At 67.0% G+C, this 13,287-nt stretch carries 9 protein-coding genes and 1 riboswitch; of the genes, 6 read left to right on the top strand and 3 right to left on the bottom strand.

Translation table 11 applies throughout. The annotated features are described in order from the left end of the window. Nucleotides 1–21: 21 nt before the first annotated feature. Nucleotides 22–2,112 carry a catalase gene (locus V3B30_RS17065; RefSeq protein WP_262082830.1) on the bottom strand — a complete coding sequence of 697 codons (2,091 nt, stop codon included), beginning with the start codon at nucleotides 2,110–2,112 and terminating at the stop codon, nucleotides 22–24. 114 nt (nucleotides 2,113–2,226) lie between these two features. Here V3B30_RS17065 and V3B30_RS17060 point away from each other — a divergent pair, with 114 nt between their 5' ends. The 3 genes from V3B30_RS17060 (at nucleotide 2,227) to V3B30_RS17050 (ending at nucleotide 4,913) form a co-directional block, all read left to right on the top strand. Continuing rightward, nucleotides 2,227–2,949, top strand: a complete 723-nt coding sequence (locus V3B30_RS17060) for an AraC family transcriptional regulator (RefSeq protein WP_014038112.1) — start codon at nucleotides 2,227–2,229, stop codon at nucleotides 2,947–2,949. Between the two features lie 82 nt (nucleotides 2,950–3,031). Next, a complete protein-coding gene (locus V3B30_RS17055) occupies nucleotides 3,032–4,399 on the top strand; it encodes an amino acid permease (protein ID WP_262082829.1) in 1,368 nt (455 codons plus the stop codon). A gap of 103 nt (nucleotides 4,400–4,502) precedes the next feature. Then, nucleotides 4,503–4,913 carry a VOC family protein gene (locus V3B30_RS17050; protein ID WP_262082828.1) on the top strand — a complete coding sequence of 137 codons (411 nt, stop codon included), beginning with the start codon at nucleotides 4,503–4,505 and terminating at the stop codon, nucleotides 4,911–4,913. Between the two features lie 92 nt (nucleotides 4,914–5,005). Here V3B30_RS17050 and gcvP read toward each other — a convergent pair whose 3' ends face one another. Further along, nucleotides 5,006–7,873, bottom strand: coding sequence for an aminomethyl-transferring glycine dehydrogenase (gene gcvP / locus V3B30_RS17045; protein WP_262082827.1), 2,868 nt, complete (start codon nucleotides 7,871–7,873; stop codon nucleotides 5,006–5,008). A gap of 62 nt (nucleotides 7,874–7,935) precedes the next feature. Beyond that, nucleotides 7,936–8,038: riboswitch (glycine riboswitch) on the bottom strand. Nucleotides 8,039–8,337: 299 nt separating this feature from the next. Between gcvP and V3B30_RS17040 the strand changes: the two genes are divergently transcribed. The 3 genes from V3B30_RS17040 to V3B30_RS17030 all read left to right on the top strand — a co-directional run bounded on the left by V3B30_RS17040 (nucleotide 8,338) and on the right by V3B30_RS17030 (nucleotide 11,063). Beyond that, on the top strand, nucleotides 8,338–9,564 hold the full coding sequence (locus tag V3B30_RS17040) for a multidrug effflux MFS transporter (protein WP_262082826.1): 1,227 nt from the start codon (nucleotides 8,338–8,340) through the stop codon (nucleotides 9,562–9,564). Between the two features lie 141 nt (nucleotides 9,565–9,705). Further along, nucleotides 9,706–10,602 (top strand): siderophore-interacting protein, encoded by an 897-nt coding sequence (locus tag V3B30_RS17035; RefSeq protein ID WP_100473587.1) that lies wholly within the window; start codon nucleotides 9,706–9,708, stop codon nucleotides 10,600–10,602. 68 nt (nucleotides 10,603–10,670) lie between these two features. Then, the gene (locus tag V3B30_RS17030) at nucleotides 10,671–11,063 is read left to right on the top strand and encodes a hypothetical protein (RefSeq protein ID WP_100473586.1); all 393 of its coding nucleotides are present in this window, start codon (nucleotides 10,671–10,673) and stop codon (nucleotides 11,061–11,063) included. Between the two features lie 81 nt (nucleotides 11,064–11,144). Here the strand turns inward: V3B30_RS17030 and V3B30_RS17025 are convergent, their stop codons facing one another. Beyond that, nucleotides 11,145–13,109 carry a M2 family metallopeptidase gene (locus V3B30_RS17025; protein WP_262082825.1) on the bottom strand — a complete coding sequence of 655 codons (1,965 nt, stop codon included), beginning with the start codon at nucleotides 13,107–13,109 and terminating at the stop codon, nucleotides 11,145–11,147. Between the last annotated feature and the right edge of the window lie 178 nt (nucleotides 13,110–13,287).

The following is a 13,287-nucleotide window of genomic DNA, read 5'->3' as shown; positions in this document are numbered from 1 at the left end:
GACGGTTCTCCTGTCGTGTGGTCAGGCCAGCAGTCGCAGCTTGGGTTCGCGGGCCCACTGGCGGGTGGCGGCCGCCGCCAGGAACCCCTTGACGTCCTCCGCTTCGACGATGCCGGCGTCGTTGCCGACTCTTGCTGCCTTCAGCAGCGCCTGGCCGCCCGTGTCGCTGGCGATGGCCTTCAGGTGAGCCCACGCCTGGCTGGCGAACTCGATGGCGGCACTCTCTTTGGACAACGCCTTCGACGCCTCCAGGCTCAGCACCACGGCTACCGCATCGAACACAGCCGATGGGGTGCCGGCCAATTGTCCATCGGCCGCCTGCAACGTGCCGTCGCTGAGCGTGGCGCCGCCCACTTTCGGCGCGACCAGCTTCACGTCCGCTCCCGCCTTCCGCGCGGCCTTGCTCAGGCTGGCAATCATGCGGGCGTCAGAACCTTCATCGAAGAGGATGCCAATGCAGCGCCCCTGCAGGGTGGGTTTGGTGCGGCCGATCACGCGCACCTCGGGGGCCGGCGGCATGTCGCGTGCCGGGGTGGCGGTGGGCGCCGGGTCGGGCAGGGCAGGCAGCGCCAGTCCATCGGCCACGCGCTGCGCCAATGCGTCATCGATGTTGCGCAGATGGCTGACGGTCCGTACCCGCACCTTCAGCGTTTCCACCTTCGACAGTTCGAACACCAGCGCCGATGCCAGGTGCGCCTGCTCCGGCTTTTCAAGGCTGCGGAAGAACATGCGCGCCTGGCTGTAGTGGTCGGCGAAGCTCTCCGCGCGGGTGCGCCCCTTGCGACCGTCGTCCGCACTGGCGTGGCTGCGGAAGCCGCTCGGGGTCTCGCGCGGTGTGTCGTCCTGCAGCGAGCTGGGATCGTAGGCGACGCGGCCCTTGGGCACCTGCATCTGCATGTGGCCGTCGCGCTGGTGATTGGCGAATGGGCACTTCGGGGCATTCACCGGGATCTGGTGGAAGTTCGGCCCGCCCAGACGCAGCAGCTGGGTGTCCAGGTAGGAGAACAGGCGGCCCTGCAGCAGCGGGTCGTTGCTGAAGTCGATGCCCGGCGGCACATTGGCCGGGCAGAACGCCACCTGCTCGGTCTCGGCGAAGAAGTTGTCCGGCCATCGGTCCAGCACCATGCGCCCGATCACCTGCAACGGCACCAGCGATTCGGGAATGATCTTGGTCGGATCCAGGTGATCGAACGGGAAACTGTCGGCCTGTTCTTCGGTGAACAGCTGCACTGCCAGTTCCCATTCCGGGAAGTCGCCGCGCTGGATGGCCTCGAACAGGTCGCGGCGATGGAAGTCGTTGTCGGCCGACTGCAGTTTCAGCGCTTCGTCCCACACCGTGGACTGGATGCCCAGCTTTGGCCGCCAGTGGAACTTCACGAAGGTCGAGTCACCCGCCTCGTTCAGCAGGCGGAAGCTGTGCACGCCAAAACCCTCGATCATGCGCAGCGAGCGCGGGATGGCGCGATCACTCATCGCCCACATGATCATGTGCATCGATTCGGGCATCAGCGAGATGAAATCCCAGAAAGTGTCGTGGGCGGAGGCGGCCTGAGGAAAGGCACGATCAGGCTCCATCTTCACCGCATGCACGAGGTCCGGGAATTTCATCGCGTCCTGGATGAAGAACACCGGGATGTTGTTGCCGACCAGATCCCAGTTGCCTTCCCGGGTATAGAACTTGACCGCAAAGCCGCGCACGTCGCGCGGGGTATCCACCGAGCCCGCGCCACCGGCCACGGTCGAGAAGCGGGTGAATACTGGCGTCTTCACGCCTACCTCGGTCAGGATGCGTGCACGGCTGTGGGCCGCCAGCGATCGGGTCAACTCGAAGTAGCCATGTGCCGCGCTGCCACGTGCGTGCACGATGCGCTCGGGGATGCGCTCATGGTCGAAGTGGGTGATCTTCTCCCGCAGGATGAAGTCCTCCAGCAGTGTGGGTCCCCGAGGTCCCTGCCGCAGGGAGTTCTGGTTGTCCGCCACCGGGATGCCTTGGTCGGTGGTCATCGCCGGGTGGCTGCCCCCGGCCTGCTGGTGCAGTTCATCGCCATTGCCCCGGCGATCGTTCTCGGTCTGGGCGGTTGCGCGCTTGCCGGTCGGCTTGCTGGCGGCCATGGATGGTGGCTCCGGATCATCAAAGGGAACCACGACACTGGAACCGGACCCGTTAAACCAAGGTCCGGCAAAGGTGAACGTACAGGCAAAAGCAGGCTCGGGTATGCTTGCTACATGCGAGTCGAGCCCGCCGACATCGAAGCCCTGTTCGACGCCATCCCGGATGTGCTGTTCTTCATCAAGGACCGCCAGGGGCGTTATACCCACGTCAACCAGACCATGCTGCGGCGGCTGGGCCTGCGCGCGCGCAAGGACGTGATCGGCCGTACCGCGGCCGAGATCTACCCGACCGGCCTCAGTGCGGACTACGTCGACCAGGATGCCCGCGTGCTGTCCGGCGAGGTGATCGAGAACCTGATGGAGCTGCACCTGTTCGCCAACCGCGAACCGGGCTGGTGCCTGACCTGCAAGCGCCCGCTGGTGGTCGACGGGGCCATAGAGGGCCTGATCGGCATCTCCCGCGACCTGGGGCAGAAGGACAGCCTGGGCACCCAGTACGAGCAGCTGCGGCTGGCGCTGGCCCATCTCAACGCGCACTACGCCGAGAACGTGCGCATGCAGACGCTACTGGACATCACCGGCTTCTCGCTGTCCAAGCTGGAGCGCAGTTTCCGCAAGGTGTTCCAGATGACCCCGCAGCAGGTGCTCACCCGGCTGCGGATCCAGATGGCCATGCACCTGCTGCATGGCGACGACAGCATCGCCTGCATCGGCCAGGCCTGCGGTTTCAGCGACCAGAGTGCCTTTACCCGCAAGTTCAAGGCTGAAACCGGTTTTTCGCCACGCGCCTACCGTGCCCGTATCGGTGGGAACGTCGGCGAGCCGGCGCTGGCCTGAGCCGCCTGCTGCGCTGTGCCTATCCCCGTGGGCACGGGACAGGGTAAGGTGTCGCCCCTGTAGCCCGCCGCCAGCCCCGCCGATGCCCAACTCGATTCCGACCGCTTCGCCGTCCCGCCTCGGACATTCGCTCAAGCCCCGCCAGCTGATCATGATGGGCTTGGGTAGCGCCATCGGTGCCGGCCTGTTCCTCGGCTCGGGCGTGGGTGTGCAGGCCGCAGGCCCGGCGGTGCTGGTGTCGTATCTGGTAGCCGGTGCGCTGGTGATCATCGTGATGAACGCACTGGGCGAGATGGCGGCGGCCAAGCCGACCAGCGGTGCGTTCTCGGTGTACGCCGCCGATGCCATGGGCGCCACGGCCGGCGCCACGGTCGGCTGGCTGTGGTGGGTGCAGCTGGTGATCGTGATCGCCGCCGAAGCGGTGGGCGCCGCCGGGCTGCTGGCTACCGTCTGGCCGGCGATACCGGTACCGATGGCGGCATTGGCGTTCATGCTGTTCTTCACCGCGATCAACCTGCTCGGGGTGAAGAACTTCGGCGAGTTCGAATTCTGGTTCGCCATCCTCAAGGTGGCGGCGATCCTGGCCTTCATCGCCATCGGTGTGGCGCTGCTGATGGGGTGGCTGCCGCAGGTCACCTCGCCAGGCCTGAGCAACTTCACCGAGCACGGCGGATTTGCACCCAAGGGCCTGGCCGGGATCGGCGCGGCGCTGCTGGTTGTCGTTTTTGCCTTTGGCGGCACTGAGATCGTGGCCGTTGCGGCGGCTGAAACCGAAGATCCCGAGCGCAGCATTGCCCGGGCCATCCGCACCGTGGCCTGGCGCATCCTGGTGTTCTACATCGGCTCGCTGAGCGTGATCATCGCCGTGGTGCCGTGGACGAGCGACGCGCTGAAGTCGCCGTTCGCCGCCGTGCTGGACATCGCCCGCATCCCGGGCGCCGGTACCGCCATCACCCTGATTGCAGTGATCGCGCTGCTGTCGGCGCTCAATGCCAACCTCTACGGAGCCTCGCGCATGATGTATTCGCTGGCGCAGCGCCGCGAAGCCCCGGCCGTGCTTGGCTGGACCGACCCGCGCCAGGTGCCGGTGATCGCCGTGCTGGCCAGCGTGCTGTTCGGATTTGCCGCCACGGTGATGGAGCTGCTCTTCCCGGACAAAGTGCTGCCGGTGCTGCTGAACATCGTCGGCTCCACCTGCCTGCTGGTGTGGACGCTGTCGCTTGTCTCGCAGCTGGTGCTGCGTAGGCGTGCGGATCGCCTGGGTACCCGCCTGCCATTCCGCATGGCCGGCTTCCCGTGGCTGACCGTGTGTGCGCTGGCGATCCTGGCGCTGATCTTCGGGCTGCTGCTGAGTGAAGCGCATACCCGGCTGCAGTTCCTGTCGATGGTGGCGCTGACTGCCACGATCGCCGCCAGCAGCGCCATCGCACGGCGCATGCGCGAGGCTTGATGGAAGCTGCCGGGTAGCGGCCGGCACTACCACGGGGGCTGCACATCCGCCGTGCCATCCTGATCGCATGGGTCGTCATCGGCCCGTCGAACAGGAGCACCGCATGCTGCGCAGCCGTCCCTTCCTGATGTTCACCGGCCAGGCCGAGGCCGCGCTGGCCCTGTACGCCGAAGCCTTTGCCGACTTCCGCCTGCTGGCCCTGCAACGCCACCCCGAGGGGGCCGGCGCTGGCGTGCCCGGGCAGGTCCGCCAGGCCATCTTCCTGCTCGGTGGCACCCACTACCTGTGCTTCGACAGCCTGGACGTGCACGATTTCACCTTCTCGCCGTCGATCTCGCTGTTCGTCGAGTGTTCCGGCGCCGAGCAGTTCGAACGAGCCGCACGCGTGCTGGGCGAGGACGGCCATTGGCTGATGCCGGTGGGCGATTACGATTTCAGCAACCGCTACGGCTGGGTGCAGGACCGCTTCGGCGTGTCATGGCAGTTGAGCCTGGGGCAGATGCCTGACCCGTGATCCGATGTGTGTGGGTGCGGGCCTTGGTCCACGCGCCCTTACGAAAACGGCCCGCTCGCGCGGGCCGTTTTCGTTGCCGATGCAGTGAGGAATCAAGCCTCGACTTCATCATCCTTGTAGGCATCGACCGGGATGCAGGCGCACATCACGTTCTTGTCGCCGTACACGTTGTCGACACGCGCCACCGGCGGCCAGTACTTGCTCTGCTTCAGGCTGGCCAGCGGGAAGGCGGCCAGTTCGCGCGGGTAGGCGTGGGTCCACTCGCTGGCGGTCACTGCGGTGGCAGTGTGCGGCGCGTTCTTCAGCGGGTTGTCCTCGCGGTCCAGGCGGCCGTCTTCGATCGCAGTGATTTCCTCGCGGATCTGGATCATCGCGTTGATGAAGCGATCCAGTTCGTGCAGCGATTCGCTCTCGGTCGGCTCCACCATCAGCGTGCCGGCCACCGGGAAGCTGAGGGTCGGGGCGTGGAAGCCGAAGTCGATCAGGCGCTTGGCCACGTCCTCGGCACCGATGCCGCTGGTCTTCTCCAACGGGCGCACGTCGAGGATGCACTCGTGTGCCACCAGGCCGTTGCGGCCGGTGTACAGGGTCTTGAAGTGCGGGGCCAGGCGCTTGGCGATGTAGTTGGCGTTGAGCTGCGCGACCTGGGTGGCCTTGCGCAGGCCGTCGCGGCCCATCATCGCGATGTACATCCAGCTGATCGGCAGGATCGAGGCGCTGCCGAAGCTGGCTGCGCTGACCATGCCGACCGGGCCGTTGTCACCCAGCTTGCCCGGCAGGAACGGGGCCAGATGCTCCTTGACCGCGCACGGGCCGACGCCCGGACCGCCACCGCCGTGCGGGATGCAGAAGGTCTTGTGCAGGTTCAGGTGCGAAACGTCCGAACCCCACTTGCCCGGCTTGGCCACGCCAACCAGGGCGTTCATGTTGGCGCCGTCGGTGTACACCTGGCCACCGTGCTTGTGGATGATCTCGCAGATCTCCACCACCTCTTCCTCGAACACGCCGTGCGTGGACGGGTAGGTCATCATGATCGCGGCCAGGCGGTCGCTGTATTTTTCGGCGTTGAGGCGGATGTCTTCCACGTCGACGTTGCCGTTGGCATCGGTCTTGGTCACCACCACCTTCATGCCGCACATCTGCGCCGAGGCCGGGTTGGTGCCGTGCGCCGAGTCCGGGATCAGGCAGATGTCGCGGTGGTCTTCGCCGCGCGAGCGGTGGTAGGCGCGGATCGCCAGCAGGCCGGCGTACTCGCCCTGCGCGCCGGAGTTCGGCTGCAGGCTGACCGCGTCGTAGCCGGTGCATTCCACCAGCATCGCTTCCAGCGTGTCGATCAGCTCCTTGTAGCCCAGCGCCTGGTCGGCCGGCACCAGCGGGTGGATCTGCGAGAACTCCGGCCAGGTCACCGGGATCATCTCGGCGGTGGCGTTGAGCTTCATGGTGCACGAGCCCAGCGGGATCATCGTGCGGTCCATCGCCAGGTCCTTGTCGGCCAGCGAACGCAGGTAGCGCAGCAGTTCGTGCTCGCTGTGGTGGGTGTTGAACACCGGATGGGTCAGGAACGCGGACTGGCGCAGCAGGCCGGCCGGCAGTGCATCGGCGGTGCTGGCATCCAGCGCGTCGACGTCGGCCTGGGCACCGAACACGGCAGCCAGCGCGACCACGTCGGCGCGGGTGGCGGTCTCGTCCAGGCTGATGCCGACCGAGTCGCTGTCGATCGCGCGCAGGTTGTAGCCGGCGGCGCGGGCCTTGGCGTGGATCTCATCGGCATGCACGCCGGTGACATGCAGGGTGTCGAAGAAGTCACCGCCGACCTGCACGCCGGCGTTGCGCAGCGCGGCGGCCAGGATCGAGGCCAGGCGATGGGTGCGGCGGGCGATGCGGGTCAGGGCGTCCGGGCCGTGGTAAACGGCGTACATCGAGGCCATCACCGCCAGCAGCACCTGTGCGGTGCAGATGTTGGACGTGGCCTTCTCGCGGCGGATGTGCTGCTCGCGGGTCTGCAGGGTCAGGCGGTAGGCCGGGTTGCCCTGGGCATCGACCGAGACGCCGATCAGGCGGCCCGGCATCGAGCGCTTGTAGGCGTCACGGCAGGCCATGAACGCGGCGTGCGGGCCGCCGAAGCCGAACGGCACGCCGAAACGCTGGCTGTTTCCGACCACGATGTCCGCGCCCCATTCGCCCGGGGCGGCCAGCAGGGTCAGGGCCAGCAGGTCGGTGGCCACGGCCACCAGGCCGCCGCGCGCGTGCACGGCATCGACCAGCGCCTTGTAGTCGCCGACCTGGCCGAAGGTATCCGGGTACTGCAGCAGCAGGCCGAAGGCTTCCGCTTCCAGCGCTTCGGCCGGGGTGCCGACGCGCAGCACGATGCCCATGGGTTCTGCGCGGGTACGCAGCAGTTCCAGCGTCTGCGGGTGCACGGCGTCGTGCACGAAGAAGGTGTCCGACTTCGACTTGGCCGAACGCTTGGCCAGGGTCATCGCTTCAGCGGCGGCGGTGGCTTCGTCCAGCAGCGAGGCGTTGGCGATTTCCATGCCGGTGAGGTCGGCGCACAGGGTCTGGAAGTTGATCAGCGCTTCCATGCGGCCCTGCGAGATTTCCGCCTGGTACGGGGTGTAGGCGGTGTACCAGGCCGGGTTTTCCAGGATGTTGCGCAGGATCACGTTCGGCGTGTGGGTACCGTAGTAGCCCTGGCCGATGAAACTGCGCAGCACGGTGTTCTTGTCGGCGATCGCACGGATCTTCGCCAGGGCCTGCACTTCGGTCATCGACTCCGGCAGTGCCAGCGGCGCCGGCGACTTGATCTTGGCCGGTACGATGGCATCGGTCATCGCATCCAGCGACGCGTGGCCGACGACGTCGAGCATCTGCGCGATCTCGGCATCGTTGGGGCCGATGTGGCGCTCGACGAACGCGGAATGATGCTCGAGCTCACGCAGGGAAGGGGTGTTCTGGGACATGGCGAAGGATCCGTCAGGAAAGGGCACACGCACGGGCACAAGCCGCCGGTCGGCGGTCTGCGGGGCGCCCCTCTGTCCTTTTGCCTGAGAGTTTAAAAGCGCGGCGGACCGCAGCTTCGTGCCCCTTCGGCGCCGGATCGAACCGGTCTCTCCAGAGTTGTGTTACGGGTGGTATCGGGCCTGAGCGATTACGGGCGTTGCGCCTTCGGCAGCGGTGTTCCGCTTCTCCCACCGTGTTGCCCGCCGATTATAGCCCGTTGCGGGCGCGCCAGCCGCCTCCGGGCCCGGCCGTTGCGCCTGAATGGCCGATGGCCCGGCCGTGCGTTTTGTGCACCGCTGCATGGCATCAGGCGCAATCCCCACCTATGATGGGCGGATACCCGAATTCATCTGGCGCCGTCCCTGCAGAAGGGGATCGGCGCCCGCCGTGCGTGCTGCGCATGGCCCTGCCGGACGCCTTCCCCATGACCGCCGCTGTTGCTCCTTCCACCCGCCGCATGGCCCTGCTGCTCGCCGGCCTGGCCATGTTCGGCCCGTTCTCGATCGACACCATCTTCCCGGCGTTCCCGCAGCTGGCCCAGCGCCTGGCGGTGGACGAGGTGGCGGTGCAGCAGACCATCAGCGTGTACCTGCTGTTCTACGGCCTGATGAGCCTGGCGCATGGCCCTCTGTCCGACGCCTGGGGACGCAAGCGGGTGATCCTCGGTGGCCTGGTGATTTTCGTCGGCGCCTCGGTCGGCTGTGCGCTGTCCACCGACCTGACCACGCTGCTGGCGTTCCGCGCGCTGCAGGGCCTGTCTGCAGGCGTCGGCATGATCGTCGGCCGGGCGGTGATCCGCGACCTGTACCACGGCCATGACGCGCAGCGGCTGATGAGCCAGGTGTCGATGCTGTTCGGCATCGCCCCGGCCATCGCGCCGATCATCGGCGGCTGGATCCTGCTCAGCGGTGCTGGCTGGCCGCTGATCTTCTGGTTCCTGGTGGTGTTCGCACTGGTCCTGCTGGCAGCCACCGCACGCTACCTGCCGGAAACCCACCCGGTCGAGGCCCGGGTGCCGTTGTCGCCGCGCGTGCTGATGCGTGATTACGTGCGCATCGGTTTCAACCCGCGCTTCCTGCGCCTGGCGTTGGCCGGCAGCATCGGTTTCGGCGGCATCTTCCTGTACATCGCCTCGGCGCCGGTGTTCGTGATGCAGCACCTGCATCTGGGCGAGGGCGGCTTCGCCTGGCTGTTCATCCCCACCATCGGCGGCATGACCACCGGCTCGTTCCTGTCCGGGCGCATGGCCGGGCACACCACGCCCACCCGCCAGGTCGCCATCGGTTTCGGCCTGTGCGCGCTGTCGGTGGTGCTGAACGTCGGCTACGTGGCGCTGGCGCCGCAGTTCGTGCTGCCGTGGGCGGTGCTGCCGATCTTCCTGGGCGGCATGGGCATGGCATTGATCTTCCCGATCCTGGCGCTGGCGGTGCTGGACATGTACCCGCACCAGCGCGGCCTGGCCTCGTCGCTGCAGGCCTTCGTGCAGCTGATGATCAGCACCGTGGTGGCCGGCGTGGTGTCACCGCTGCTCAGCGCCAGCCCGCTGCACCTGGCGCTGGGCCAGGCGGCGTTCTTCGGCGCCGGCTTCGTGTTCTGGTACTGGGAACACCAGCGCGAACACACGGCGCAGGCGGCCAGCACAGGTCACTGAGCAGCGTGCAGGGGTAGGGCGGGCCGTGACGCCCGCAGCACTTGCGACGGGAAACCACCGGACTAGGCTGGGTACTCCAGCCAGCCGGTGCACGGGTGCACAACAGCCAGCCGATCCACTGTCGTTGCATGAGGTACCCCCATGGCTGCGCAGCAGACCTACCGCCTGTTCGAGGTGGCGCTGAAGGAGCGCCGCGTTCTTTCCCCTTCCCTGGACCGCATGGTGTTCACCGGTGCCGACGTGGCGCGGATGAAGACCGAAGGCCCGGACCAGCGCATCAAGGTGTTCTTCCCCTTGCCCGGCCAGGAGGTGCCGCAGGTCCCCAGCGGCGAGGACTGGTATCCACGCTATCGGGCCCTGCCGGACGACCAGCGCCCGCCGATGCGCACCTACACCATCCGCCAGCTGCGCGCCGAGCAGGGCGAGGTCGACGTCGATTTCGTCATCCACGGCGTGACCGGCCCCGCCTCGCGCTGGGCCATGCATGCACGGCCGGGCGACCGTGTGGTGCTGCTGGCCCCGGATGCCGACTGTGCCGACAGCAGCGAGGGCTGGGAATGGAAGCCGCCGGCCGGCGTTGGCCAGGTGCTGCTGGTGGCTGACGAGACCGCGCTGCCGGCCGTGGCCGGCATTCTCGAGGAACTGGCGGCCATGGTGGATCCGCCGCGTACGTTGGCCCTGCTGGAAGTGGCGCAGGCCGGTGATGCGGTTCCCCTGAAGGCGCCGGCCACGGCCGAGCTGGTCTGGTTGCCGCGCGGGCAGGCGGCGTACGGGCAGCCCTTGCTGCAGGCAGTCCAGGCAAGGTTGGCCGCGGCCTCGGGTGTGGCTGCCGGCGATGCGCTGGAGGAGATCGACGTCGATACGCAGATCCTCTGGGAGCAGGCCGATACCCGCGTGGCCGGGCCGCTGTACGCCTGGGTGGCGGGCGAGGCGGGGGCAGTGATGGCGATCCGCCGCCACCTGGTGCGCGATTGCGGGCTGGACCGCCGCGCGATCACCTTCATGGGCTACTGGCGGCACGGCAAAGTGCTGGACTGAGGTGGCGTGAAGCGGCGCTGCGGGCGGGGTGCGCTATCCTTGCGCCCCCCTCGCAGCGGTACCGCACCATGTCCACCAGCTCCAAGACCCGCCGCGACCAGCGCCGTCGCCAGGAAAAGCAGGCCGCCAACAAGGCCGCTGCCCAGGCCTCGCCGGTGGAGCCGCATGCCGAACTGCGCGACGCGCAGCGCACCCTGCTGGCCGGTGTCGTGCGCCGTGATGGCGAATGGGTGTTGGGCATGGATGGCCGCATCGCCGGCCACAGTGATTCTGCCGCGCAGGTACTGGCGCTGATCATGCAGGCCGGTGAGCTGCACGAGCGCAACGGCACGCCAGTGCGCCTGATGTACTCCGATGCGCTGCGCGATGCCGCGCAGGCCGAAGCGAAAGAGAAGGGCCAGACCTTCGAGGAATTCAAGGCCGAACTGGCTGCAGCGATGGCGGCGAAGAAGGTCAGCTGATCGCTGCCAAACCGTCGAGCCGAGCCATGCTCGGCTCTACAACACCTGAAGGGGCGGATCCTTGCGGATCCGCCCCTTTTTTCATTTCGCCGCCGGGGCCGCGTTGGCCTGCCAGCCGCACATCTGGCCTTCGTTCTGCTGCTTCAACCACTCATTGACCGGGGTGAAGTACTCGATCATCGGGCCGGCATCGAGCTTGTCGGTGCCGGTCAGCTCCTTCAGCGTGGCCTGCCACGGCTGGCTGGCACCCTTGCTCAGCATCGCCCAGTATTTCTGGCCGGCTTCCTTGTTGCCGTAGAAGGTGCACTCATGCAGCGGGCCCTTGTAGCCGGCCGCGTCGCACAGGCCCTTGTAGAACTGGAACTGCAGGATGCGCGCCAGGAAGTAACGCGTGTACGGGGTGTTGCCCGGCACGTGGTACTTCGCGCCCGGGTCGAAGAATTCTTCGCCACGGGTGCTGGCCGGTGCCACGCCCTGGTACTTGGCCTTCAGGTCCCACCATGCCTTGTTGTAGTTGTCGGCGGTGATCGAACCGTCGAACACGCCCCAGCGCCAGCGGTCGATCATCAGCCCGAACGGCAGGAACGACACACCCGACAGTGCCATGCGCATCTGGTTGTTGATGACCGCCTCGCGGCTTTCGGTCGGCGCATCGACCAGGCCGATCGAGCTGAGGTACTTGGGCGTCATGGCCAGCACGATGGTGTCGCCGATCGCTTCATGGAAGCCATCGTTGGCTCCGCCCTGGAACAGCGGCGGCAGGGGGTTGTAGGCCAGGTCGTAATAGATGTGGCCCAGCTCGTGGTAGATGGTGGTGAAGTTCTCTTCGTTCGGCTTGATGCACATCTTCGTGCGCACGTCGCCTTCCATGTTCATGTCCCAGGCGCTGGCGTGGCAGACCACGTCGCGGTCATCGGGCTTGATGAACTGGGTCTTCTCCCAGTACGACTGCGGCAGCGACGGCATGCCCAGCGACACGTAGAAGTCCTGCGCGCGTTCGGTCATCTGCTTGGCGGTACGCAGTTCGGCCTCGCGCTGTGCCTTGTACTGCGCCGCTACGTTGGCATCTTTGCCAGCCTTGGCCAGCGCCGCGCTCAGGTTGGTCTGGTACTGCTTTTCCAGCGCTGCGGTGATGTCCAGGCTGCCGGCACCCGGGTACGGTTCCAGCTGGTCCCACAGGTTCGACCAGTCCTGCTGCCACATGTTGCCCAGCAGGTGCGCGGCGATCAGGCCGTTGCCCACTTCGGCCTTGTCCTTGCCGTAGGTCTTGTCCAGCTTGCCGCGTGCATAGCAGTGCAGCTGCTCGTACATCGGCTTGACCTGCTCCCACAGGCGGTCGGTTTCCGGGCCGATCTGCTCCGGCGGCATGTCGTAGCCGCTGCGCCACATCTGCCCGGCATCGGTGAAGCCCATGCCCTTGGCACCTTCGTTCACCAGCCCGACAAACTTCTGGTAGTCGCCGCGCATGCTCTTGGTGGTGCTGTGCCAGCCCTGCCAGGCGTCGAGCTGCTGGTCGTAATCGCGGCTGCGCGCCAGCACCTGCTCCAGCTCGCCCAGCTGGCGGCAGGAGTTCGGATCGTTGGCATCGGTGCAGTACTTGCCGGCGCCATAGCTGCCTTCCATGCGCGTGGCGATCTGGGTCAGCTCGGCCAGCTTGGCCGGATCGCGCGGTGCCGGCATCGACGACATCAGCTTCAGCAGGTGGATCGCGCGCTTGCTGTCCTCACTCATCGGCTTGCCGTCGAACCTGGCGGCCTGTTCGATCCAGCTGTTGAGCTGGGTCAGCGAACGCTCGTTGGCCTTGGCCGCGATGCGTTCGGAGTCACTGTTGATGTAGGTGGAGGACAGCCACTGCGCCGAGGTCATCTCCGGGTAGGCGGCCTTGAATTCGGCATTGATGCGGGCCACGAACTGGTCGGCCGTTTCGCCGGCCGGGGCGCTGCTGCTGGCGGTATCGGTACCTGGGGCAGCTTCCTTCTTGCAGGCGACCAGGGCCAGCGTGGCGGCGGCGATTGCCGAGGCCAGCAGGAGATGACGGTGTTTCACGGGCGGTCCTTGGGTGGTGAACGACGGCCGAAGGCTAGTGGGCCGTCGCTGTCACCGCAAGTGGCGGAAGTCGGCCGGGCGGCACCCGGCACCCGCAGAGGCTTTCAAGCAAGGACAACGTCAACTTCAAAAGCGAGGATTCCGTGGGGGGGGCGGGGGGGGGGGGGGGGGGGGGGGG

Source organism: Stenotrophomonas sp. SMYL41 (assembly GCF_036319965.1).
GTDB lineage: Bacteria > Pseudomonadota > Gammaproteobacteria > Xanthomonadales > Xanthomonadaceae > Stenotrophomonas > Stenotrophomonas maltophilia_R.
This window is presented reverse-complemented; position numbering and strand designations above follow the sequence as displayed.

Excerpts from the sequence above, each read along its gene's own strand:
- V3B30_RS17065 (WP_262082830.1), bottom strand. The coding sequence starts at position 2,112 with ATGGCCGCCAGCAAGCCGACCGGCAAGCGCGCAACCGCCCAGACCGAG.
- V3B30_RS17060 (WP_014038112.1), top strand. The coding sequence starts at position 2,227 with ATGCGAGTCGAGCCCGCCGACATCGAAGCCCTGTTCGACGCCATCCCG.
- V3B30_RS17055 (WP_262082829.1), top strand. The coding sequence starts at position 3,032 with ATGCCCAACTCGATTCCGACCGCTTCGCCGTCCCGCCTCGGACATTCG.
- V3B30_RS17050 (WP_262082828.1), top strand. The coding sequence starts at position 4,503 with ATGCTGCGCAGCCGTCCCTTCCTGATGTTCACCGGCCAGGCCGAGGCC.
- gcvP (WP_262082827.1), bottom strand. The coding sequence starts at position 7,873 with ATGTCCCAGAACACCCCTTCCCTGCGTGAGCTCGAGCATCATTCCGCG.
- V3B30_RS17040 (WP_262082826.1), top strand. The coding sequence starts at position 8,338 with ATGACCGCCGCTGTTGCTCCTTCCACCCGCCGCATGGCCCTGCTGCTC.
- V3B30_RS17035 (WP_100473587.1), top strand. The coding sequence starts at position 9,706 with ATGGCTGCGCAGCAGACCTACCGCCTGTTCGAGGTGGCGCTGAAGGAG.
- V3B30_RS17030 (WP_100473586.1), top strand. The coding sequence starts at position 10,671 with ATGTCCACCAGCTCCAAGACCCGCCGCGACCAGCGCCGTCGCCAGGAA.